This is a genomic window from Pseudomonas sp. B21-015 (assembly GCF_024749285.1).
Taxonomy (GTDB): Bacteria; Pseudomonadota; Gammaproteobacteria; order Pseudomonadales; family Pseudomonadaceae; genus Aquipseudomonas.
This window is the reverse complement of record NZ_CP087196.1, coordinates 4,656,072-4,677,253: the sequence shown is the minus strand read 5'-3', so window position 1 is coordinate 4,677,253 and position 21,182 is coordinate 4,656,072. Positions and strand designations below refer to the sequence as shown.

Sequence of the window (21,182 nt, the reverse complement as noted above, 5' to 3'; positions counted from 1 at the left end):
AACGCGACCATGACCGCCATCGCTCGTATCACTCTCCTCAGTATGGTTTTGGGGCTAAGCGCTTGTGCGGTCCAGGAGCACGAACCCGAACGGTTGCCGCCGATTCCGCCCTCGCAGCCGAGCACCAAACCGACTACACCGAGCAAGCCGGGCACGCCGATCAAACCATCGAAACCGGTACCACGCACCTCCGCCAGCTTCGCCCCGCCACCGGGCGGTAATAGCCATTGGGACGCGAAACTCGGCGTTTACGTCCTCGACAATCAGACCAACACCTTCTACCGCCAGCGCACCTACTACCGCTGGAACAACGGCTGGAGCCGCTCGATCAGCCCGAACGGGCCGTGGGAAGAGACGGACATCCACGGTGTGCCGGGTGGGTTGGGTAGGCAATTCGGGCAGTGAATGGAAACGGCGATCCGAGGATCGCCGTTTTGCTTTTTGGGGTTTGAAAAGATCTTGATTGAGTGCTTCCTCAGGCTTCTTTTATCAGCAAGGTCTGGACGTAATCGACAAACGCCCGAGCCTTCGCGCTGGCCATTCTTCCCGTCGGAAACACCGCCCAAAGGTCCAGACTCGGCAAAGACCAATCGCTCATTATTGCCTTGACCGCACCGCTGGCCAGCTCCGGTGCAAACATCCACTCAGACGCCATGGTCAGCCCCTGATGCGCCAACACCGCTTCACGCAATCCCTCGGCGGCGTTTACGCGAATTCTGCCGTTGATGATCACCGATTGTTCTTCGCTGTCCTTGCTGAACTGCCAATGGGCGCCGCCGCCCAAGGTATAGACCACGGCTTGATGTTGGGTCAGGTCGGTAGGACAAGTGGGTTCGCCGCGTTCTTCGAAGTACGCCGGCGTACCCAGCACCACGCGCCGGCATTCGGCGATCTTGCGGGCGGTGAGGCCGGAGTCGTTCAAGGTGCCCATACGCAGGGCAACGTCGACGCCTTCTTCCACCAGATTGACGTTGCGATCATCCAGCATCAGGTCGATGTTCAACTGCGGGTTTTGATCGAGAAACGGCCCCAGATGCGGAACGATGTGTAGCCGGCCGAAGGTTACCGCGGCGCAGATCCGCAGGTTACCGCTCAGGCCGGTGGCGGCACCGCGAGCTGCATTGTCGGCCTCGTCGGCTTCTTCGATGGCGCGTTTGGCCCGCTCGAAAAAGGCCAGCCCGGCCTCGGTGGGTGTCAGGCCGCGCGTCGAGCGCAACAGCAGCCGCACAGCGAGCCGTGTTTCCAGCTGCGCGATGGCTTTCGATACGGCGGGCTGGCCGATATTCAGGCGCCTGGCCGCAGCGGAAAACGAACCGGTTTCCACCACGTAGACGAAGGTTTCCATTGCGGCGAGGCGGTCCATCGTAAGTCCTTATGCAGGTCGCGTTAGTGCCGCAGATCGCGTGTGGGAGCGGCGGCTCGCGAAGATAGTGTGACATTCAGCGCAGAGGTTGACTGACCTGGCGCTTTCGCGAGCAAGCCCGCTCCCACAGGGGTTTGCGTTTGATCGTGGTGCTTTTAACGTTGTTACGCCGTCGCCAGTGCAGGCTTCCCTGAAGCACTCAAAAACCGTAACAGCGCCAGCAATGGAAACGCGCTGCCGACAATCACGATCCACAACCAGCCGCCATGTTCGTACACCGCACTGGCCACCGATGAGCCAAACGCGCCGCCGATGAAGATGCTGGTCATGTACAGCGCATTCAGACGGCCGCGGCTCTTGGCATCGAGGGTGTAGACCGCGCGTTGGCCGAGGACCATGTTCATCTGCACGCAGAAATCCAGTACCACGCCCGTGACGGCCAGGCCGATGACGCTGTAGGCCGGGTGGATGAAGGCCGGCAGGAAGCTCAAGCTGGCGAACAGCATCGCCAGCAGCGAGGCGAGGCGGGTGTGGCCGGTATCGGCCAGTCGACCGGCGATGGGCGCGGCAATCGCGCCGATGGCTCCGACCAGAGCGAAGATCGCGATCTGGGTTTGCGACAGGCCATGATTGCGCGCCAGCTCCAACGGTACGGCGGTCCAGAACAGGCTGAACGTGGCGAACATGCAAGCCTGATAAAACGCCCGCTGACGCAAAACCGGTTGCTGGCGCAGCAGCGTCCAGAGCGAACCCAGTAACTGGCCATAAGAGGCGTTGTGATCAGGCTGGCGCTTGGGTACCGTCAGGGCCAGGACGATGCTGATCGCTGCCATCAACACCGCTGCAATGACGAACATTGCGCGCCAGCCGAAGTGGTCGGCCACTACGCTGGACACCGGCCGGGCCAGCAGAATTCCCAGCAGCAGACCGCCCATGATCCCGCCAACCACGCGACCGCGCGACGCTTCCGGCGTCAGGTGGGCGGCCAGCGGAATCAGGATCTGCACCGACACCGAACTGAACCCCACCAGCAGCGAAATCAGCAGGAAAACGTTCGGCTGATCGGTGAACGCCGCGCCCAGCAGACTGGCAATCGCCACCACGGTGGTGATGATCATCAAGCGACGGTTTTCCAGCAGATCACCCAGCGGCACCAGGAAGAACAGACCCAGCGCATAACCAATCTGCGTCAGCGAAACGATCAGGCTGGCCATGGTGTCGGTCAGGCCGATGTCGGGCGCGATCAGGCCGATGATCGGCTGGGCGTAGTAGATGTTGGCCACGATGGCGCCGCAGCAGAAGGCGAAGAGCAGCACCATGCCTCGGGTCATTGTCGCGGCACCGTGGGATACCTGAGTCGCTGGATTCATAACGTGGCTCGCTGAACAAGAAGGAATGCGCAGAGGCTAATTGGCTGGCTAGAGCGGCGGAAGAGGGTTTGGAGTGATAGTAATCATTCCTTTGCGGAATGAGTGACGCACGTGTGCGCTGCCTGTCGATGAACCATGCGTCCGAACACTGGGATCCGATGATACATTCACTTACATCCTCTTCGATAGCGTGCTTATGTTCTCTTATGCTCGATAAACTGGAAGGCACTCCAATATGAATGCGATGTTCCGACACCTGATCCGCGGCGCTTCAGTTGTTACCTTGATCGGCGTGTTCACGGCAGGTTTCGCTCAGGCCGCCGACGCACCGGGGATGCGCATAGGCGTGCGCGGCGAGATCACCGGCATCAGCGCAGACGTCATGAAAATCCACGTCAATAGCGGCGAAAATGTGGTGATCAACCTGACCAGGGACACCAAAACCCACGCCGTCACCCTGGCCAATATCGAAGACATCAAGCCCGGCAGCTACATCGGCTCGGCTGCCGTGCCCCAGGAAGATGGCACCCTCAAGGCCCTGGAAGTCCATGTGTTCCCGCCGGAGCTGGCCGGCAGCGGCGACGGCCATCGGCCTTTTGATCTGGTCAAGGGCAGCAGCATGACCAACGGCAGCGTGGGTGATCTGGTGGTCAGCAACGGCCGGGTTCTGACCGTCAACTACAAGGGTGGGCAGCAGACGATTCTGGTGCCGGAGGATGTGCCGATTGTGAACGTGGTGCCGGGTGATCGGAGCTTGCTGAAGGTGGGCGTGAAGATCGTGACGTTTGTGACCCAGAGTGCCGACGGGACACTCACCGCCCAATCGATTGCAGCGGGCAAGGACGGCATAACCCCGCCAATGTAACGGCATGACGCAATACCCCTCGCCACACAAGCATGCACCCACAAAAAAGGCGACCTTCACAGGTCGCCTTTTCGTTGGGTTCAGGCATTACTGACCGCTGTATATCTGATCGAAGATCCCACCATCATTGAAGTGAGTCTTCTGCACAGTGCGCCAGTCACCAAAGGTCTTCTCCACCGAAAGGAAGTCCACTTTCGGGAAGCGATCGGTGTACTTGGCCAACACGGCCGGATCACGTGGGCGCAGGTAGTTGGCAGCCGCAATCTCCTGACCTTCCGGCGACCACAGGTACTTCAAATATTCCTCAGCGGCAGCGCGAGTGCCTTTCTTCTCGACGACTTTGTCGACCACGGACACCGGTGGTTCAGCTTCAGCGGAAACACTCGGGTAAATCACTTCAAACTGATCACGACCAAACTCGCGGGCAATCATTTCCGCTTCGTTTTCGAAGGTCACCAGCACGTCACCGATCTGGTTGGTCATGAACGTGGTGGTGGCTGCTCGGCCACCGGTATCCAGCACTGGCGCTTGTTTGAACAGTTTGCCGACGAAAGCTTTTGCCTTGTTTTCGTCACCGCCGTTTTTCAGCACATAGCCCCAGGCCGAGAGGTAGGTGTAGCGGCCGTTGCCCGAGGTTTTCGGGTTGGGGACGATCACCTGCACGCCGTCCTTGAGCAAGTCCGGCCAGTCTTTCAGGGCTTTCGGGTTGCCTTTGCGCACGATAAACACGGTCGCCGAGGTGAATGGCGCGCTGTTGTTCGGCAGGCGCGTGACCCAGTTGTCCGGGACCAGTTTGCCGTTATCCGCCAGGGCGTTGATGTCGGTGGCCATGTTCATGGTGATGACGTCAGCCGGCAGGCCATCGATCACTGAACGGGCCTGTTTGCTGGAACCGCCGAAGGACATCTGCAGCGTGATGTTCTCGTTGTGCTCGGCTTGCCAGTGTTTCTGGAAGGCAGCGTTGTAGTCCTTGTAGAAATCTCGCATCACGTCGTAGGAAACGTTAAGCAGGGTCGGTGCAGCCTGAGCCACGCTGCCCAAGGCCAGGCCAGCGGCCAGAAGTGAGGCGCCAAAGAGTTTTTTCACTGCGCATTCCTTGTCTTTTGTAGGAGCTGCCGCAGGCTGCGATCTTTTGATTTCGTTCTTGATCTTGAATAGCCGACACAAATCAAAGTCAAAAGATCGCAGCCTGCGGCAGCTTCTACGGGTTAGTTGTCAGTCATTGAAGAGCGGTTGCCACCGTTTTGCCAGCGACTATAGCCGGGCTCGCATAGTCGTTTAAAGATTAAAAAGCACTTTGCTCATTCCAGTTTCTTAAACAGCGCATTGCCGCAGCGGGAGCAGAACGCCGCGTTGTGTTCGTGACTGTTTTTCTGGCAGGTCGGGCAATCGTGTTGCAATTGTTCACCGCGCATGGCGTTGGCCAGTTCCGCGGTAAAGATCCCTGTTGGCACGGCGATGATCGAGTAACCGGTGATCATCACCAGCGACGAAACCACCTGACCCAACGGCGTCCTGGGCACGATGTCGCCAAAACCCACGGTAGTCAGCGTGACGATGGCCCAATAGATGCCTTTGGGGATGCTGGTGAAGCCGTGCTCCGGGCCTTCGATCACGTACATCAAGGTGCCGAACACCGTCACCAGGGTGCTGACGCTGAGCAGAAACACCACGATTTTCTGCTTGCTGCCGCGTAGCGCCAGCATCAGGTAGTTGGCTTGCTTCAGATACGGGCTGAGCTTGAGCACGCGGAAAATCCGCAGCATCCGAATGATCCGGATGATCAGCAGGTACTGCGCATCGCTGTAATACAGCGCGAGGACCCCGGGCACGATCGCCAGCAAATCCACCAGCCCGTAGAAGCTGAACGCGTAGCGCAGCGGCTTGGGCGAGCAGTACAGGCGCAGGCCGTATTCGATGACGAAAATGACGGTGAAGCCCCATTCGATGTACGCCAGCACAGCGGCGTAGTTCTGGTGAACGCTGTCGATACTGTCTAGCACCACGATCACCAGACTGGCGAGGATGATCAACAGCAAGATGCTGTCGAAGCGCCGACCGGCCTGGGTATCGGTCTGGAAAATCATGACGTAAAGCGCTTCACGCCAGTTTTTGCTGCTGTCCATGGATAACGCCTGAATCGAGAATCAGCGAAGCCTAGGGTGATTCTCCCCGGTAGCGCAAGGCGCGCTGTCTATGGCGGCCTGACGCAGCACTCTGCAGCCTGCGCGAATCAGCCAGCAGGCAAGGATGAAGGGCGCGGTCAGCGCTGCCAGACCCAGTGCGGCAAATCCCGGCGTGAGCAACACTGCCAGCAGAATGCCGAGCAGCGGCAGCCACGGTTGGCGGCGTTGCGGGCTTAAGGCGAGGGCGGCGAGCAGCGGGTTGTAGCCGCTCAAGCCCTGCAAGGCGCTGGAGGTGTCGTGATGCAGCAAGGCGAAGCCAAGGCCGGCAGCAGAGCCGAGCAGCGCCCACAGGAAGGCGCGGCGGTCAGCGATCAGCAACCCGGCGGCAATCAGCGCGCCGGCCAGGGGATGACCGAGAAACATGACTTGCCCCAGGCCTTTCAATTCGGCGGCGAGCAGGTTGAGGGTGTTCAGTTCGATCAGCGGAGCGGGTTGCTGCGGTGCGGCAAAGCCGAGCAATAACCAACTCAACCCAACGAAAGGTGCGGTATAGGCCGGTAGACATTGATGATCGTCAGCGTCTTTGAGCCATTGCCGGGTGAGCATCGCGCTCAGACCGCCACTGGCGATGATCAACGGTGGTAGCAGCGCTGACCAAGGGAAATAAAGGCTCAGCAGCAAGCCGAGCAAAACACCGTTGTAACTGAACAGCCCGGCCTGACGATCAGCCTTGGCATACCCGCGACGTTGCGCGGTGAGCAACCCGGCGACTCCTCCCAGTAACGCACCGCCGAGCAGGGCCGGCGCACTGAACAGGATCGCCAACAGACACAGCAGGCCGCACAGCGGATGGCGCTGGAGGAAGATCTGGCTGAAGCCGTTGAGCAGGGCGGTGGCCCAGTCGGGGCAGTGGGTGTGGAAGTGGTTGGCAGGCATGATGGGGGCAGTCAGTACAGATCGTTCCCACGCTCTGCGTGGGAATGCCTCAATGGACGCTCTGCGTCTGCTCTTGGGACGCGGAGCGTCCCGGGCTGCATTCCCACGCAGAGCGTGGGAACGATCATTGTGTGGGGGGAGTTAGATTAATGTCTCGATGCGCAACGAATTGGTCGACCCCGGCTGCCCGAACGGCACCCCAGCAGTAATCAGCAACGTATCCCCCCGCTGAGCCATCCCCTGTGCCTGGGCAATCTCCAGTGCCGTCGAGCACACTTCATCCACCTGCCGCAGCCGATCGTTGACCACCGAATGCACGCCCCACGCCACCGTCAATCGCCGGGCGGTTTGCAGGTTTGGCGTCAAGTTGAGGATCGGCACCGTCGGCCGTTCCCGCGCCGCCCGCAGACTCGACGCGCCGGACTCGCTGTAATTCACCAGCACCGCCACCGGCAGTACGTTACTGATGCGGCGGATCGCGCAGCTGATCGCGTCCGACACCGTGGCTTCAGCCTTCGGCCGACTCACGTCCAGTTGGGTCTGATAGTCCGGACCGTTTTCCACCTGACGGATGATCTTGCTCATCATTTGCACGGCTTCCAGCGGGTACTCGCCGGACGCGGTTTCCGCCGACAGCATCACCGCGTCCGCACCTTCGGCCACGGCGTTGGCGACGTCAGTGACTTCGGCACGGGTCGGGGCCGGGGAGAAACGCATCGACTCCAGCATCTGCGTCGCCACCACCACCGGTTTGCCGAGTTGCCGGCAGGTGCTGATGATGTTTTTCTGAATCTGCGGCACGCTTTCGGCCGGCACTTCCACACCCAGGTCACCGCGCGCGACCATGATCGCATCGCTCAATTCAGCGATTTCCCGCAGTTGCGTCACGGCCGATGGTTTCTCGATCTTCGCCATCAAGAACGCCTTGTCGCCGATCAGCGCGCGGGCTTCGCGGATGTCTTCCGGGCGTTGCACGAACGACAGCGCGACCCAATCCACGCCCAGTTCCAGACCGAAGCTCAAGTCGCGACGGTCCTTGGCGGTCAGCGGGCTCAGGTCCAGCACGGCTTGCGGCACGTTGACGCCTTTGCGATCCGACAGCTCGCCACCGTTGAGCACCGTGGTGTCGATGGCATCGGCGTACTTGGTCACCACTCGCAGGCGCAGCTTGCCGTCGTCCAGCAGCAGGTCCATGCCGGGCTCCAGAGCGGCGATGATTTCAGGATGGGGCAGGTTGACCCGGCGTTCATCCCCCGGTGTCGCATCCAGATCCAGACGCAAGGCCTGACCGCGATGCAGCTGCACTTTGCCTTGGGCGAATTTGCCGACCCGCAATTTCGGGCCTTGCAGGTCCATCAGAATCCCCAAGGGGTAATTCAGCTGGCGCTCGACTTCACGAATCCACTGATAGCGCTGCGCGTGGTCGGCGTGATCGCCATGGCTGAAGTTCAGGCGAAAGATATTGACCCCGGCCTGCACCAATTCACGGATGTCTTCGATCCCGTCGGTGGCCGGGCCAAGGGTAGCGAGGATTTTGACCTTCTTGTCAGGCGTCATGTTTAGGGCTCTCGAGAATCAAAATGGCGCGGAAGTCGTTGACGTTGGTGCGGGTCGGCTCGGTGACGATCAGGGCGTCCAGTGCCTCGAAATAACCGTAGCCATTGTTGTTGTCCAACTCGTCGCTGGCGCTCAAGCCAAGGGCGATGGCGCGGGCGTAGCTGTCCGGGGTCATGATCGCGCCGGCGTTGTCTTCGGAACCGTCGATACCGTCGGTGTCACCGGCCAGGGCGTAGACGCCGGGCAAGCCTTTGAGGCTGTCGGTCAGGCTCAGCAGGAATTCGGCGTTGCGCCCGCCACGGCCATTGCCGCGCACGGTGACGGTGGTTTCGCCGCCGGACAGAATCACGCACGGTGCCGACAGCGGCTGGCCGTGCTGGACGATCTGTCGCGCAATGCCGGCGTGGACTTTCGCCACTTCCCGGGATTCGCCTTCCAGATCGCCGAGGATCAACGGACTGAAACCGGCCTGACGGGCTTTCACCGCCGCCGCTTCCAGCGATTGCTGTGGGCGGGCGATCAATTGGAAGTGACTGCGGGCCAGGCTCGGATCGCCGGGTTTGACCGTTTCCGATTCCGGGCTTTGCAGCCAGTTGCGCACCGAGGCCGGGACTTCGATGCCATAGCGCTTGAGGATCGCCAGCGCTTCGGACGAGGTGCTCGGGTCGGCCACCGTAGGACCGGACGCGATGACCGTGGCGAGGTCGCCCGGTACATCGGAAATCGCATAGGTATAAACCGTGGCCGGCCAGCAGGCTTTACCCAGACGACCGCCCTTGATCGCCGAGAGGTGCTTGCGCACGCAATTCATCTCGCCGATGGTCGCGCCGGATTTGAGCAGGGCTTTGTTGATTGATTGCTTGTCGGCCAGGGTGATGCCGGCGGCAGGCAAGGCGAGCAGGGCAGAGCCACCGCCCGAGAGCAGGAAGATTACGCGGTCGTCTTCACTCAAGTCGCTGACCAGTTCCAGCACCCGTTTCGCGACAGCCAAACCAGCCGCATCCGGCACCGGGTGAGCAGCTTCGACCACTTCGATTTTTTCGCACGGGGCGCCGTGGCCATAACGGGTCACCACCAGGCCGGACACTTCACCCTGCCAGCAGCGCTCGACCACCTGGGCCATGGCGGCTGCGGCTTTACCGGCGCCGATGACGATCACCCGGCCGCTGCGATCGGTTGGCAAATGATCTTCGAGGACGTGCTGCGGATGGGCCGCGTCGATGGCTGTGGCAAACAGCTCGCGCAGCAGTTGTTGCGGATCGACCGACATGGCGGGCTCCCAGTCTTATTGTTTTGTTTAGCGCAAATGATCGTTCCCACGCTCTGCGTGGGAATGCCTCAACTGGACGCTCCGCGTCCGCTCGGCAGGGACGCGGAGCGTCCCGGGATGCATTCCCACGCAGAGCGTGGGAACGATCAGTAGGGGGCAGGTGTTATTTATCGCGAATCGAGAAATTCGCCATATGTTCCAGGCCCTTGATCAGCGCCGAGTGGTCCCAGTTGCTGCCACCGATGGCCGCGCAGGTGCTGAACACTTGCTGGGTATTGGCGGTGTTTGGCAAGTTGATGCCCAATTCGCGTGCGCCGGCCAGGGCCAGGTTCAGGTCCTTCTGGTGCAGGCTGATGCGGAAGCCCGGGTCGAAGGTGCCTTTGATCATGCGTTCGCCGTGAACTTCAAGGATCTTCGACGAGGCGAAGCCGCCCATCAGCGCTTCGCGTACTTTGGCTGGATCGGCGCCGTTTTTCGAGGCGAACAGCAGAGCTTCGGCCACAGCCTGGATGTTCAGCGCGACGATGATCTGGTTCGCCACTTTCGCGGTTTGCCCATCGCCGTTGCCACCGACCAGGGTGATGTTCTTGCCCATGGCCTGGAACAGCGGCAGGGCGCGTTCGAAGGCATCGGCTTCGCCGCCGACCATGATGCTCAGGGTCGCCGCCTTGGCGCCGACTTCACCGCCGGACACTGGCGCGTCGAGGTACTGCGCGCCTTTCTCGTTGATCTTGGCAGCGAAGGCTTTGGTGGCGGTCGGCGAGATCGAGCTCATGTCGATCACGATTTTGCCTTTGCTCACGCCTGCGGCAACGCCGTCGGCGCGGAACAGCACGTCATCGACCTGCGGGGTATCCGGGACCATGACGATGATGAATTCGGCTTCCTGGGCGACTTCTTTCGGGTTCGCCAGCGCGACGGCGCCAGCGGCCATCAGGTCGGCAGGGGCGGCGTCGTGGTGCGCCGACAGGAACAGGCTGTGACCGGCTTTCTGCAGGTTCAACGCCATTGGGTGGCCCATGATGCCGGTGCCGATAAATCCGATTTTAGCCATGAGAAAATCCTCTTGTTTTTGTTGCTGCTTCAAGCAAATAGGGAGACCGCTTTCTGTGGGAGCGAGCCTGCTCGCGATAGCGGTGTGCCAGGCAACATGGATGTTGAATGTGCCGGCCTCTTCGCGAGCAGGCTCGCTCCCACAGGTTTTGCGTCAAATCGCGTTATGGGTTTTCAACCAGCCCAGACCCGCTTCGGTGGTGGTCAGCGGCTTGTATTCACAGCCAACCCAACCCTGATAGCCGATGCGGTCCAGGTGTTCGAACAGGAAGCGGTAATTGATTTCACCGGTGCCCGGTTCGTTGCGCCCTGGGTTGTCGGCCAACTGGATGTGGTTGATCTCGTCCAGGTGCGCAGCCATGGTGCGGGCCAGGTCACCCTCCATGATTTGCATGTGATAAATGTCGTATTGCAGGAACAGGTTGGCGCTGCCGACCTGTTCGCGAATCGACAGGGCTTGCGCTGTGTTGTTCAGGTAGAAGCCGGGGATATCACGGGTGTTGATCGCTTCCATCACCAGTTTGATGCCCGCCGCTTGCAGCTTGTCGGCCGCGTACTTGAGGTTGGCGACGAAGGTCTTTTCCACCGTGGCATCGTCGACGCCTTGTGGACGAATACCGGCCAGGCAGTTGATCTGGGTGTTGCCCAGCACGTTGGCGTAAGCGATGGCCAGATCGACACCGGCGCGGAATTCTTCGACCCGATCCGGCAAGCACGCGATACCGCGCTCGCCCTTGGCCCAGTCACCGGCCGGCAGGTTGAACAGCACCTGGGTCAGGCCGTTGGCATCGAGCCTGGCCTTGATGTCGGCGGAGCTGAAGTCGTAGGGAAACAGGTATTCGACACCACTGAAGCCGGCCTTGGCGGCAGCGTCGAAACGGGCAAGAAAATCCTGCTCGGTGAACAGCATGGACAGGTTGGCTGCGAAACGCGGCATGGTGGTCTCCCGTATATGTGTGAGGGCTGATCGTTCCCACGCTCTGCGTGGGAATGCCGCCCCGGACGCTCTGCGTCCAGCCGTTATGTGACGCGGAGCGTCACTGGATGCATTCCCACGCAGAGCGTGGGAACGATCAACGATCATCAATCGAGCAGCGAAATCGCCGTTGGCGCGTCGTTGCCGACCAGCGCCAAGTCTTCGAATTCGTTGACGGCGTTGATCTCGGTGCCCATGGAAATGTTGGTCACGCGCTCCAGAATGATCTCGACGATCACCGGCACCTTGAACTCCTCGATCAGTTCCTGAGCCTTGCGCAGGGCAGGCTGGATCTGGTCCGGTTCGAATACCCGCAGCGCCTTGCAACCCAGGCCTTCGGCGACAGCGACGTGGTCGACACCGTAACCGTTGAGTTCCGGAGCGTTGAGGTTGTCGAAGGACAGCTGCACGCAGTAGTCCATGTCGAAGCCGCGCTGAGCCTGGCGGATCAGCCCCAGGTACGAGTTGTTCACCACCACGTGGATGTACGGCAGCTTGAACTGCGCGCCCACCGCCAGTTCTTCGATCATGAACTGGAAGTCGTAGTCGCCCGAGAGCGCCACCACTTTGCGGGTCGGCTCAGCCTTGACCACACCGAGTGCTGCCGGAATCGTCCAGCCCAACGGGCCGGCCTGACCGCAGTTGATCCAGTGACGCGGTTTGTAGACGTGCAGGAACTGCGCGCCGGCAATCTGCGACAGACCGATGGTGCTGACGTAACAGGTGTCCTTGCCGAACACCTGGTTCATCTCTTCGTACACGCGCTGCGGCTTGACCGGCACGTTGTCGAAGTGAGTCTTGCGCTGCAGGCTGGCTTTACGCTGCTGGCAGTCTTGCAGCCAGGCGCTGCGGTTTTTCAGCTTTCCGGCGGCTTGCCATTCGCGAGCGACTTCGATGAACACGGTCAACGCGGCAGCGGCGTCGGAAACGATGCCCAGGTCCGGGGTGAACACGCGGCCAATCTGAGTCGGCTCGATGTCGACGTGAATGAACTTGCGGCCTTCGGTGTAAACGTCGACCGAACCGGTGTGACGGTTGGCCCAACGGTTACCGATACCCAGCACCATGTCGGACTTCAGCATCGTCGCGTTGCCGTAGCGGTGCGAGGTTTGCAGGCCGACCATACCGACCATCAGTGGATGATCGTCCGGGATGGTGCCCCAGCCCATCAGGGTAGGGATCACTGGAATGCCGGTCAGCTCAGCGAACTCCACCAGCAACTCGCTGGCGTCGGCATTGATGATGCCGCCACCGGCGACCAGCAATGGGCGCTCAGCCTGATCAAGCATGGCCAGAGCCTTCTCGATCTGCACGCGATTAGCCGTCGGCTTGGCCAGCGGCAGCGGCTCATAGGCGTCGATGTCGAATTCGATTTCAGCCATCTGCACGTCGAACGGCAGGTCGATCAGCACTGGGCCTGGGCGGCCGGAGCGCATTTCATAGAACGCTTTCTGGAACGCGTAAGGCACCTGGCCCGGCTCCATGACGGTGGTCGACCACTTGGTGACCGGCTTGACGATGCTGGTGATGTCGACGGCCTGGAAGTCTTCCTTGTGCATGCGGGCCCGTGGTGCCTGGCCGGTGATGCACAGGATCGGGATCGAGTCGGCCGAGGCGCTGTAGAGCCCGGTGACCATGTCGGTGCCGGCCGGGCCGGACGTGCCGATGCACACGCCGATGTTGCCGGCCTTGGTGCGGGTGTAGCCCTCGGCCATGTGCGAGGCGCCTTCAACGTGGCGAGCGAGGACGTGATCGATGCCACCGACCTTCTGCAAGGCGGAGTACAGCGGGTTGATCGCGGCGCCCGGGATGCCAAAAGCGGTATCGACCCCTTCACGGCGCATCACCAGAACGGCGGCTTCGATTGCTCTCATTTTGCTCATGGTTTTGTGCCTCTTACGTTCTGTAATTGTATACAAGTGGCTTTGCGCAGAGTGTATTCACGGCGGACGGCGCAGGTCAATCCATTTTCTCAAGCAGCTGTTTCATTCGTCGGAAGCCTCGTGAAGTGTGGTTTTTCGTCGAAAATGGCGTTTTTCTATAATTATTGTATACAAATAAACTACTCATTGTGTTCTATTTGTCGCATCGGATTGCGCAATACAAAACAGTCCAACGGCTTTCCCAATAACAAAATGAGGACGGCACCATGAGCGCTTTAACCTTGAACATCGCAGTCAACCTGGCCAATCAGGCCATCTCCGCAGGCCGTGCAATCTCTGCCGCGCCATTGACCGTTGCGGTGCTGGACGCCGGCGGGCACTTGATAACGCTGCAACGCGAAGACGGCGCGAGCCTGCTGCGCCCGCAGATCGCCATTGGCAAAGCCTGGGGCGCGATCGCCCTGGGCAAAGGCTCACGGCTGCTGGCTCAAGACGCCCAACAACGCCCGGCCTTCTTCGCCGCGCTGAATAGCCTGGGGCAGGGCAGCGTCGTCCCGGTACCGGGCGGCGTGTTGATTCGGGATCAGGACGGGAGTGTGTTGGGGGCGGTGGGCATCAGCGGCGATTTGTCTGATGTTGATGAGCAGTGTGCGATCAGGGCGATCGAGGCGCAGGGGTTGAGGGCGGATGCGGGGGTGGTTGGTTGATCTTCAGGGGCTGAACGAATGTCATCGCGGGCAAGCCCGCTCCCACAGGTTCCTGCTGGTGAACACAGAATCTGTGAACACCTTCGATCCTTGTGGGAGCGGGCTTGCCCGCGATGGCGGCCTCATGGACACATCCAGATAACGGATTGTCGCGGTCTATGGGCCGCTCAGGTCTAGTCTTCCGATGAATCCATCATGAAGGGGCAACGGATTGCCTGATCTTCCTGCTTCACATCGCCTGCGAACGGGCCGCTATGCCGAACCCAATCGAATCTACTTACTGACTACCAATACACTTGATCGCGAGCCGGTTTTTGCGGATTTCGCATTGGGCAGATTGGTTGTTCATCAATTTCGCCAAGCACAAAACACAGGGTTAGTGAACTCACTGGCATGGGTCGTTATGCCTGATCACTTCCACTGGCTTGTCGAACTGAAAAAATGTTCGCTCAGTAATCTGATGCGTCAAACCAAGTCATTGATTGTTCGAGAGGTGAATCTTTCCAGCAATCGAAATGGGCCACTTTGGCAGCAGGGCTATCACGATCGGGCATTGAGGCGAGAGGAGGACTTGGTGAAGATGGCGCGGTATGTTGTCGCTAACCCTTTGCGGGCAGGGCTCGTTGAACGACTGGGCGACTATCCGCTGTGGGATGCTATTTGGGTTTGATTGAGTTCCTAGTCGCCTTCATCGCGGGCAAGCCCGCTCCCACAAGAATCGAGAGTGTTCACAGATTTTGTGTACACCAAGAGATTCTGTGGGAGCGGGCTTGCCCGCGATGGCCGTGCCGCGATTTATCGGTCGGGCTCACACCCCTTGAGCACCAACCGGATAATCGTCTGCGCCGCCGCTTCATAGTCGGCTTCATCCAGCTTGGCCTTGCCGGTCACCGCAGAGATCTGCCAGTCGAAGTCGGCGTAGGTCTGGGTCGCGGCCCAGATGCTGAACATCAAGTGGTTGGGGTCGATCGGGGCGATCTGGCCGCGGTCGATCCAGGTCTGGATGCAGTCGATGTTGTGCCTGGCCTGGCCGTTGAGCTGCTCGACCAGGTCGGGGCTCAAGTGCGGGGCGCCGTGCATGATTTCGCTGGCGAATACCTTGGAGGCGAAGGGCAGATCACGGGAGATGCGGATTTTCGAGCGAATGTAGCCGCTCAGCACTTCGCTGGGCACACCGTCGGCGTTGAACGGTGTCGAGGCCTGCAGGATTGGCTCGATGATGCTTTCCAGGACCTCGCGGTAGAGGTTTTCCTTGGATTTGAAGTAGTAGTAGACGTTGGGCTTGGGCAGCCCCGCTTTGGCTGCGATGTCACTGGTTTTGGTCGCAGCGAAGCCCTTGTCGGCAAATTCTTCACTGGCGGCACGCAGGATCAGTTCTTTGTTGCGCTCGCGGATAGTGCTCATAAACCAGGGGGTTCCTTGCCTGTTCTGGCGGTTGCGCATGGTAGCACCGGCCTCGCGCGGCGCTCAAGAATGCCCCGTGTGGCCTCGGGTCGCGTTATGCTGCGCGCCATTCACTCAAGAAGGAAACCCGATTCATGGCAGGAAGCAGTTTGCTGGTGCTGATCGACGACATCGCCACCGTACTGGACGACGTGGCGTTGATGACCAAAATGGCCGCGAAGAAGACCGCCGGTGTACTGGGCGACGATCTGGCGCTCAACGCCCAGCAGGTTTCCGGCGTGCGTGCCGAGCGGGAAATCCCGGTGGTATGGGCGGTGGCCAAGGGCTCGTTCCTCAACAAGCTGATCCTGGTGCCGTCGGCGTTGGCCATCAGCGCGTTCATTCCGTGGCTGGTCACGCCGTTGTTGATGGTCGGTGGCGCTTACCTGTGCTTCGAAGGCTTCGAGAAACTCGCCCACAAATTCCTGCATAGCCAAGCCGAAGATCAGGCCGAACACGCAGAGCTGGTCGAGGCTGTGGCCAACCCGGCGGTGGATCTGGTGGCGTTCGAGAAGGACAAGATCAAAGGGGCGATCCGTACCGACTTCATTCTCTCGGCGGAAATCATTGCCATCACCCTGGGCACTGTGACTGATGCATCGCTGACCCAACAAGTGATCGTGCTCTCGGGCATCGCCATCGTCATGACCATCGGCGTGTACGGGCTGGTGGCGGGCATCGTCAAACTCGACGACCTCGGTCTGTGGCTGACCCGGAAGCCCGGCCAGATGGCCAAAAGCATCGGCGGCGGGATTCTGCGTGCGGCGCCGTACATGATGAAAAGCCTGTCGGTAATCGGCACGGCGGCGATGTTTTTGGTCGGCGGCGGGATTCTGACCCACGGCGTGCCGGTGGTTCATCACTGGATCGAGGGTATCACCGCAGGTGCTGGTGGGGCCGGATTTATCGTGCCGACGTTGCTGAATGCGGTGGCCGGGATTGTGGCGGGTGCGGCGGTGTTGGTTGGGGTGATGGCTGTCAGCAAGATCTGGAAAACGGTAAAGGCCTGAACCTGTGGGAGCGAGCTTGCTCGCGATGAGTTCATAACATTCGCCATCAATGTTGACTGTTAGACCGCTATCGCGAGCAGGCTCGCTCCCACAGTAGGTTGGCGGTGCTTGGAACATCGCGCATAAAAAAGGCCATTCGATCTGCATCGAATGGCCTTTTTTGTTGCCGACGACGTTACTCGGCGATCTGCAGCTTGCGCGCCTCGGTATACACGTAACGCACTTTTTCGTACTCGAACGGTGTGTTCAGCTGGCCGTAGCGGAAGCCGTTCTGATAGCGCTTGTCGATACCGCGCAGTACCCAGATTTCCGGGTGGTTGGAGCTGACTTCGGAAACGTTCAGGAAGTTGATCGCCGATTCGCCGGTGTAATCGACCGCCAGGCCCGCGGTGTCACGCAGGTTCGACGGGCCGAGGATCGGCAGCACGAAGTAGGCGCCGCCCGGTACGCCGTAGAAACCCAGGGTCTGGCCGAAGTCTTCGCTCTGGCGCGGCACCCCCATGGCGGTGGCCGGGTCCCACAGGCCGGCGACACCGATGGTGGTGTTGAGCAGCAGGCGTGCGGTAGTTTCCATCGAGCGCTGCCCCTTGAATTGCAGCAGGCTGTTCACCAGGTTCGGCACGTCACCGAGGTTGTTGAAGAAGTTGCTGACGCCGGTGCGCAGGAAACTTGGGGTGACGTAGCGATAGCCGTTGACCACGGGCAGGAACACCCATTGGTCGAAACGGTAGTTGAAGTGGTAGACGCGGCGGTTCCACTCTTCCAGCGGGTCATAGACGTTCAGCGCATTGAGCGTCGAGCGTTCGAATTCGCGCTGATCCAGCCCCGGGTTGAATTTGAGTTTGCTCAGCGGTTCCTTGAAACCGTCTTTATCGACCACCACCGGGGCGTTGGCTTTGCTGTTGTCGGCATTGGCGACGCCTGCACAGAGTAACGCTGCGATCAGCAGGGGGTATTTAGCCACGGAAAAACTCCAGCATGGCGTCGCTGTTGACGCGATAGTTGAGGTTGCCGCAATGGCCGCCCAATGGATAAACAGTCAAGCGGTCGCCAAAGGTCCGGCGCAGAAACCCTAGGTCGCCAGGGCCGAGAATCACGTCGTCGGCGTTGTGCATGACGGCGATTTTCGGGCTGTCGTGCAGGTAGTCCTTGAGCGCATACAAGCTGACCTGATCGATCAGTTGCAGCAGGCTGCCGCCGTCAGTGCGGGCGCGCCACATCGGGATGACCTGCTCGGTGATGTAGCAGTCGAAGTCGCATTGCAGTGCGCGTTTGAGGAACGGTGTGAGGGTGGTGCCTTCGGTGATCGGGTATTTCGGTGGCGTGATCAGGCCGCGACGGTTGATCAGGTCCGAGGTGAAGGCGATGTCCGCCGCCGAGAAACGGAACGAGGTGCCGATCAGCATGGCCATCTGTTCGTTGCTCAGGTGCTGCTTGGACTGCTGGAAGTCGTAGAGCAAGGCATCGTTGAGGTCGATGTAGCCCTTCTGCTGGAAGTAACGGGTCAGTTTGTCCAGCACCAGCTCATAGAAAGTGGTGGTGTTATTGATGCCCTTCACCTCTGTCTGTACCAGTTTGTCCAGGTTGGTGACCGAGGTGTAAAGGTTGACCGGCGGGTTGAGCAGCAAGACTTTCTTGAAATTGAAGCTGCGACGGGTTTCATCCAGATGCGCAACAAACGCCGCATCCAGTGCGCCGAGGCTGTAACCGGTCAGGAAATAATCGGTAACCGGCAATTTCGGGTTCTGCGCCCGCACAGCCTGCATCACCCGGTACATGTCTTCGGCATCTTCCTTGGTCACGCCCGGTGTAGCGAAGCGCGAGGCGGCGGTCATGAAGTCGAAGCTGGTGGGCGACGACAGCTGCACCACGTGATAGCCGGCCTTGTAGTAGAGCTTTTTCAGGTACTCGTTAAGGGTACTGTCATAGCGTGCACCAGTGCCGGAGATCAGGAAGATCAACGGAGCAGCTTTATCTTGCGTGGCGATGCGGTAGGTGAGCTTCTTTACCGGCCAGAAGTTGTCCGGCAGGCTGAATTCACGCTCCGGGCGCAAGGTGACACTGCGGTCCGACTGATTGATGTCTTCGTCCAGCGGCAATTCCGGGCGCAAATCCGGTGGTGTCGTGGCAATGGTCGCCTCGAACGGATTGGTCAGGGGATAGCCATAGCTGGCGGCGTCAATGTCGGCCGCCAGTACGGACGCACTTAAAATCAAGCCGCCAAACAGGGCGGCGAAGCGCAAGGAACGGAGCATGACTAGATCCCTTAGAGGAAGGTGCCGGATGAAGTTCGCAGGCTATGACCATCGGATTTGCGTCAAAGTGCCATGCATCGGCACCAAAACAGGCTGATTTCGGAGCAACGGTAGCGGGACGATACACTTTGCAGTGATTGGCTGGCCAGTTAACTGTTGTTAGCGCTTGCGTAAGGCTGTCGGGAGATTAAGCTGGCCGCCGATTTCGTTTATTGGAGTGTTTCATGTCCCGCCGTCTGCCCGTGATTCTGCTGCTCGTTCTTCTGCCATTGTGGCTGGCCGCCAGTTATGGCGCCCGTTACGGCTTCATGGAGGATGCTCAATGGGTCGGCATCTGCGTTGACGAGGCCAGTCGCTGGGAATGTCAGATTCGTTCGAATCTGGGCTTGATGATTCATTTCAAGGTGTTGGGCTGGACGGCAGTGGCCGCCGCCGTGATCGGTTTTGTGCTGCCGGAGCGAGCGGGGTGGTGGTTGGCGGTGCTGGCGCTGGTGTTCGGGTTTCCGGCGCTGGCGTTGTACACCACCACGTTGGCGGTGTTTGCGGTGGTGATTGCTGCTTTGCGTTTGGTCCGGGCGTCCCGCGGGGTTTGATAGTCCGTCATCGCGAGCAGGCTCGCTCCCACATTCGACCGCATCCAGCATGAGAACGCGGTTAACGGTGGGAGCGAGGGCCGGTTGCCGCGCTGAAGATCAGCCCTTGCGAACCCGCAGGCTGCGCCACAACGCCGCCACCATCAACACACTCACCAGCGCCCAGCCCCAGGCCTGCTGGTTCTGCAAACCTTCTTGATACAGCTGCGGCGCAATGCCGGCGCCTATGATAAAGGTCAGCAGGGCGATTTCCCGACGTGGCACGCTCACCGGACGGCACAGGTACACCAGCGCCGGCAGGATGAACGCGACACTCGGGAAGCTGCGATAACGCGGGTCGAACACCAGCTCCAGCATCATTACCGCCGCGGCAAAACCTGCCGCTGCCAGCCACCAGCCGGCTCGACGTTCCAGTGCATTGAAGGCGCGTTCACGCCAACCGGTGCGGGCGCTCAAGGTCAGCGCGGCATGGGCCAGCACCAACAGATTCAACCCCGTCAGCAAGGCAACCCACAACCATTCACTGGCAAACCGGGTGGTAACGCGGGCCAGATCACCCCAGGCGCCAATCGAACAGGCCGCCAACGCACCGAGCAGCGGCAGAACCAACGCCGCGCGAGTGCTGCGAACGCGACCGCCGAGGATCAGTGTGCCGATGAAGATCAAGCCACCCAGCGCCAGCCATTGCGACCAGTACGGTACGTTCGAGACCGGCCCGGCGAGCACGCCCTTGTCCTGGCGATCGGCATCGAACAGTCCCCAATAACCGCCCACCGCACCTTCGCTGGCGCGTTTCCAGGGCTGGTCGAACGCCTCGATCAGGTTGTAATGCCAGCCTTGCTGCTCAGCCATGGCGACAAAACCGCGAATGAACTTGGCTTCATTGACCCGGCTCGGCAAGGCGGTTTCGCGCTGACGGCCTTCGCTTGGCCAGCCGGTTTCGCCAATCAGCACGTCCTTGGGCGCAAATTTGTTGCCGAACACCTGACGTACTTCGGCCACATGCTGTAGCGCGGCGTCGATGTTCGATGGCTCGTCTTCCCAGTACGGCAGCAAATGAATGGTCAAAAAGTCCACCGCCGGGGCGACTTCCGGGTGCTTGAGCCAGAACTCCCAGACGTCGGCGTAGGTCACCGGTTGTTTGACCTGGCTTTTGACTTTGTTAATCAGCGTCGCCAACTGCGCGCCGGTGACTTCCTTGCGCAGCAGGGTTTCGTTGCCGACGATTACCGAGGTCACTACATCCGCGTTGGCATTGGCCGAGGCGATCAGCAGATCGACTTCCTTGGCGGTGTCCACCGGGTTGCTGTTGACCCAGGCGCCGATCATCAGCTTCAAGCCGTGTTTGCGTGCCAGATCGGGCAGAGCCTCGAGGCCGGTCATGGAATAGGTGCGAATGCATTCGAAACGGGTTGCCAGCAGCGCGAGGTCAGCGTCCATGCGCTCGGGGCGCAGTTTGAACGGCACATCGAATGGCGATTGGTCTTTGTCGAACGGGGTGTAGGAGGCGCATTGCAGCTTGTGCGTCGCGCTGGCCGCGTCCGGCAGGATCACCGGTTTGCCGAGGCCATACCAGAAGCCACCGAGGGCAAAAAACCCCAGCAGGCAAGCGAAGAGATAAGCCAAAAAAGGAAAGCGGGATGTCGCGGGCATGGTCAGGCCGTCTGGGAGCAAAGTCGCGCATGTTACCTGCATTTGTCCCGTGCTTGGTGGCCCGCATAATTTTGACATGCAAAGTTTGGGCGGGGTTGGCGTGCGTACTTTCACGGGGCACG

At 60.3% G+C, this 21,182-nt stretch carries 20 protein-coding genes; 6 read left to right on the top strand and 14 right to left on the bottom strand.

Going from position 1 to position 21,182, the window contains the following annotated elements; genetic code table 11:
* Positions 1 to 9: 9 nt before the first annotated feature.
* Complete coding sequence (locus LOY38_RS21370) at positions 10 to 405, top strand: hypothetical protein (protein WP_258696928.1); 396 nt, start codon at positions 10 to 12, stop codon at positions 403 to 405.
* 70 nt (positions 406 to 475) lie between these two features.
* Here LOY38_RS21370 and LOY38_RS21365 read toward each other — a convergent pair whose 3' ends face one another.
* Both LOY38_RS21365 and LOY38_RS21360 read right to left on the bottom strand, forming a co-directional pair.
* Complete coding sequence (locus LOY38_RS21365) at positions 476 to 1,363, bottom strand: LysR family transcriptional regulator (protein WP_258696927.1); 888 nt, start codon at positions 1,361 to 1,363, stop codon at positions 476 to 478.
* 164 nt (positions 1,364 to 1,527) lie between these two features.
* A complete protein-coding gene (locus LOY38_RS21360) occupies positions 1,528 to 2,733 on the bottom strand; it encodes an MFS transporter (RefSeq protein WP_258696926.1) in 1,206 nt (401 codons plus the stop codon).
* 235 nt (positions 2,734 to 2,968) lie between these two features.
* On the opposite strand from LOY38_RS21360, the gene LOY38_RS21355 reads away from it, so the two are divergent.
* A complete protein-coding gene (locus LOY38_RS21355) occupies positions 2,969 to 3,598 on the top strand; it encodes a hypothetical protein (RefSeq protein ID WP_258696925.1) in 630 nt (209 codons plus the stop codon).
* Between the two features lie 87 nt (positions 3,599 to 3,685).
* Here the strand turns inward: LOY38_RS21355 and LOY38_RS21350 are convergent, their stop codons facing one another.
* The 8 genes from LOY38_RS21350 to gcl all read right to left on the bottom strand — a co-directional run bounded on the left by LOY38_RS21350 (position 3,686) and on the right by gcl (position 13,399).
* Entirely contained in the window at positions 3,686 to 4,684 is a 999-nt protein-coding gene (locus LOY38_RS21350; protein WP_258696924.1) for a sulfate ABC transporter substrate-binding protein, read from the bottom strand.
* Positions 4,685 to 4,899: 215 nt separating this feature from the next.
* Positions 4,900 to 5,724, bottom strand: coding sequence for an ion transporter (locus tag LOY38_RS21345; RefSeq protein WP_258696923.1), 825 nt, complete (start codon positions 5,722 to 5,724; stop codon positions 4,900 to 4,902).
* Positions 5,725 to 5,745: 21 nt separating this feature from the next.
* The gene (locus LOY38_RS21340) at positions 5,746 to 6,660 is read right to left on the bottom strand and encodes an urea transporter (RefSeq protein ID WP_258696922.1); all 915 of its coding nucleotides are present in this window, start codon (positions 6,658 to 6,660) and stop codon (positions 5,746 to 5,748) included.
* 141 nt (positions 6,661 to 6,801) lie between these two features.
* Complete coding sequence (pyk, locus tag LOY38_RS21335; protein WP_258696921.1) at positions 6,802 to 8,217, bottom strand: pyruvate kinase; 1,416 nt, start codon at positions 8,215 to 8,217, stop codon at positions 6,802 to 6,804.
* Positions 8,207 to 9,487: a glycerate kinase gene (locus tag LOY38_RS21330; RefSeq protein WP_258696920.1), complete on the bottom strand. Its 1,281-nt coding sequence runs from the start codon at positions 9,485 to 9,487 to the stop codon at positions 8,207 to 8,209. Before LOY38_RS21330 ends, pyk begins: the two co-directional genes overlap by 11 nt.
* A gap of 163 nt (positions 9,488 to 9,650) precedes the next feature.
* Positions 9,651 to 10,541, bottom strand: a complete 891-nt coding sequence (locus LOY38_RS21325; protein ID WP_258696919.1) for a 2-hydroxy-3-oxopropionate reductase — start codon at positions 10,539 to 10,541, stop codon at positions 9,651 to 9,653.
* Positions 10,542 to 10,694: 153 nt separating this feature from the next.
* A complete protein-coding gene (hyi, locus tag LOY38_RS21320; RefSeq protein ID WP_258696918.1) occupies positions 10,695 to 11,477 on the bottom strand; it encodes a hydroxypyruvate isomerase in 783 nt (260 codons plus the stop codon).
* 146 nt (positions 11,478 to 11,623) lie between these two features.
* Positions 11,624 to 13,399 carry a glyoxylate carboligase gene (gene gcl, locus LOY38_RS21315; RefSeq protein ID WP_258696917.1) on the bottom strand — a complete coding sequence of 592 codons (1,776 nt, stop codon included), beginning with the start codon at positions 13,397 to 13,399 and terminating at the stop codon, positions 11,624 to 11,626.
* 266 nt (positions 13,400 to 13,665) lie between these two features.
* On the opposite strand from gcl, the gene LOY38_RS21310 reads away from it, so the two are divergent.
* Positions 13,666 to 14,106 carry a heme-binding protein gene (locus LOY38_RS21310; RefSeq protein WP_258696916.1) on the top strand — a complete coding sequence of 147 codons (441 nt, stop codon included), beginning with the start codon at positions 13,666 to 13,668 and terminating at the stop codon, positions 14,104 to 14,106.
* 211 nt (positions 14,107 to 14,317) lie between these two features.
* The gene (locus LOY38_RS21305; RefSeq protein WP_258696915.1) at positions 14,318 to 14,776 is read left to right on the top strand and encodes an REP-associated tyrosine transposase; all 459 of its coding nucleotides are present in this window, start codon (positions 14,318 to 14,320) and stop codon (positions 14,774 to 14,776) included.
* Between the two features lie 125 nt (positions 14,777 to 14,901).
* On the opposite strand, the gene LOY38_RS21300 is transcribed toward LOY38_RS21305, so the two are convergent.
* Positions 14,902 to 15,510, bottom strand: a complete 609-nt coding sequence (locus LOY38_RS21300) for a TetR/AcrR family transcriptional regulator (RefSeq protein WP_258696914.1) — start codon at positions 15,508 to 15,510, stop codon at positions 14,902 to 14,904.
* 134 nt (positions 15,511 to 15,644) lie between these two features.
* Between LOY38_RS21300 and LOY38_RS21295 the strand changes: the two genes are divergently transcribed.
* The gene (locus LOY38_RS21295; protein ID WP_258696913.1) at positions 15,645 to 16,559 is read left to right on the top strand and encodes a DUF808 domain-containing protein; all 915 of its coding nucleotides are present in this window, start codon (positions 15,645 to 15,647) and stop codon (positions 16,557 to 16,559) included.
* 175 nt (positions 16,560 to 16,734) lie between these two features.
* Here the strand turns inward: LOY38_RS21295 and LOY38_RS21290 are convergent, their stop codons facing one another.
* Both LOY38_RS21290 and LOY38_RS21285 read right to left on the bottom strand, forming a co-directional pair.
* Complete coding sequence (locus tag LOY38_RS21290) at positions 16,735 to 17,523, bottom strand: VacJ family lipoprotein (protein WP_258696912.1); 789 nt, start codon at positions 17,521 to 17,523, stop codon at positions 16,735 to 16,737.
* Positions 17,516 to 18,814 (bottom strand): serine/threonine protein kinase, encoded by a 1,299-nt coding sequence (locus tag LOY38_RS21285; protein WP_258696911.1) that lies wholly within the window; start codon positions 18,812 to 18,814, stop codon positions 17,516 to 17,518. Before LOY38_RS21285 ends, LOY38_RS21290 begins: the two co-directional genes overlap by 8 nt.
* Positions 18,815 to 19,038: 224 nt before the next feature.
* Here LOY38_RS21285 and LOY38_RS21280 point away from each other — a divergent pair, with 224 nt between their 5' ends.
* The gene (locus LOY38_RS21280) at positions 19,039 to 19,407 is read left to right on the top strand and encodes a hypothetical protein (RefSeq protein ID WP_258696910.1); all 369 of its coding nucleotides are present in this window, start codon (positions 19,039 to 19,041) and stop codon (positions 19,405 to 19,407) included.
* Positions 19,408 to 19,506: 99 nt separating this feature from the next.
* On the opposite strand, the gene LOY38_RS21275 is transcribed toward LOY38_RS21280, so the two are convergent.
* A complete protein-coding gene (locus tag LOY38_RS21275; RefSeq protein ID WP_258696909.1) occupies positions 19,507 to 21,102 on the bottom strand; it encodes a beta (1-6) glucans synthase in 1,596 nt (531 codons plus the stop codon).
* Between the last annotated feature and the right edge of the window lie 80 nt (positions 21,103 to 21,182).

What these genes read in the sequence shown, in the direction of transcription:
- LOY38_RS21360 (WP_258696926.1), bottom strand. Translation starts at nt 2,733, where the DNA reads ATGAATCCAGCGACTCAGGTATCCCACGGTGCCGCGACAATGACCCGA.
- LOY38_RS21340 (WP_258696922.1), bottom strand. Translation starts at nt 6,660, where the DNA reads ATGCCTGCCAACCACTTCCACACCCACTGCCCCGACTGGGCCACCGCC.
- LOY38_RS21370 (WP_258696928.1), top strand. Translation starts at nt 10, where the DNA reads ATGACCGCCATCGCTCGTATCACTCTCCTCAGTATGGTTTTGGGGCTA.
- LOY38_RS21275 (WP_258696909.1), bottom strand. Translation starts at nt 21,102, where the DNA reads ATGCAGGTAACATGCGCGACTTTGCTCCCAGACGGCCTGACCATGCCC.
- LOY38_RS21310 (WP_258696916.1), top strand. Translation starts at nt 13,666, where the DNA reads ATGAGCGCTTTAACCTTGAACATCGCAGTCAACCTGGCCAATCAGGCC.
- LOY38_RS21300 (WP_258696914.1), bottom strand. Translation starts at nt 15,510, where the DNA reads ATGAGCACTATCCGCGAGCGCAACAAAGAACTGATCCTGCGTGCCGCC.
- LOY38_RS21345 (WP_258696923.1), bottom strand. Translation starts at nt 5,724, where the DNA reads ATGGACAGCAGCAAAAACTGGCGTGAAGCGCTTTACGTCATGATTTTC.
- LOY38_RS21365 (WP_258696927.1), bottom strand. Translation starts at nt 1,363, where the DNA reads ATGGACCGCCTCGCCGCAATGGAAACCTTCGTCTACGTGGTGGAAACC.
- pyk (WP_258696921.1), bottom strand. Translation starts at nt 8,217, where the DNA reads ATGACGCCTGACAAGAAGGTCAAAATCCTCGCTACCCTTGGCCCGGCC.
- LOY38_RS21285 (WP_258696911.1), bottom strand. Translation starts at nt 18,814, where the DNA reads ATGCTCCGTTCCTTGCGCTTCGCCGCCCTGTTTGGCGGCTTGATTTTA.
- LOY38_RS21355 (WP_258696925.1), top strand. Translation starts at nt 2,969, where the DNA reads ATGAATGCGATGTTCCGACACCTGATCCGCGGCGCTTCAGTTGTTACC.
- LOY38_RS21330 (WP_258696920.1), bottom strand. Translation starts at nt 9,487, where the DNA reads ATGTCGGTCGATCCGCAACAACTGCTGCGCGAGCTGTTTGCCACAGCC.
- hyi (WP_258696918.1), bottom strand. Translation starts at nt 11,477, where the DNA reads ATGCCGCGTTTCGCAGCCAACCTGTCCATGCTGTTCACCGAGCAGGAT.
- LOY38_RS21325 (WP_258696919.1), bottom strand. Translation starts at nt 10,541, where the DNA reads ATGGCTAAAATCGGATTTATCGGCACCGGCATCATGGGCCACCCAATG.
- LOY38_RS21295 (WP_258696913.1), top strand. Translation starts at nt 15,645, where the DNA reads ATGGCAGGAAGCAGTTTGCTGGTGCTGATCGACGACATCGCCACCGTA.
- LOY38_RS21280 (WP_258696910.1), top strand. Translation starts at nt 19,039, where the DNA reads ATGTCCCGCCGTCTGCCCGTGATTCTGCTGCTCGTTCTTCTGCCATTG.
- gcl (WP_258696917.1), bottom strand. Translation starts at nt 13,399, where the DNA reads ATGAGCAAAATGAGAGCAATCGAAGCCGCCGTTCTGGTGATGCGCCGT.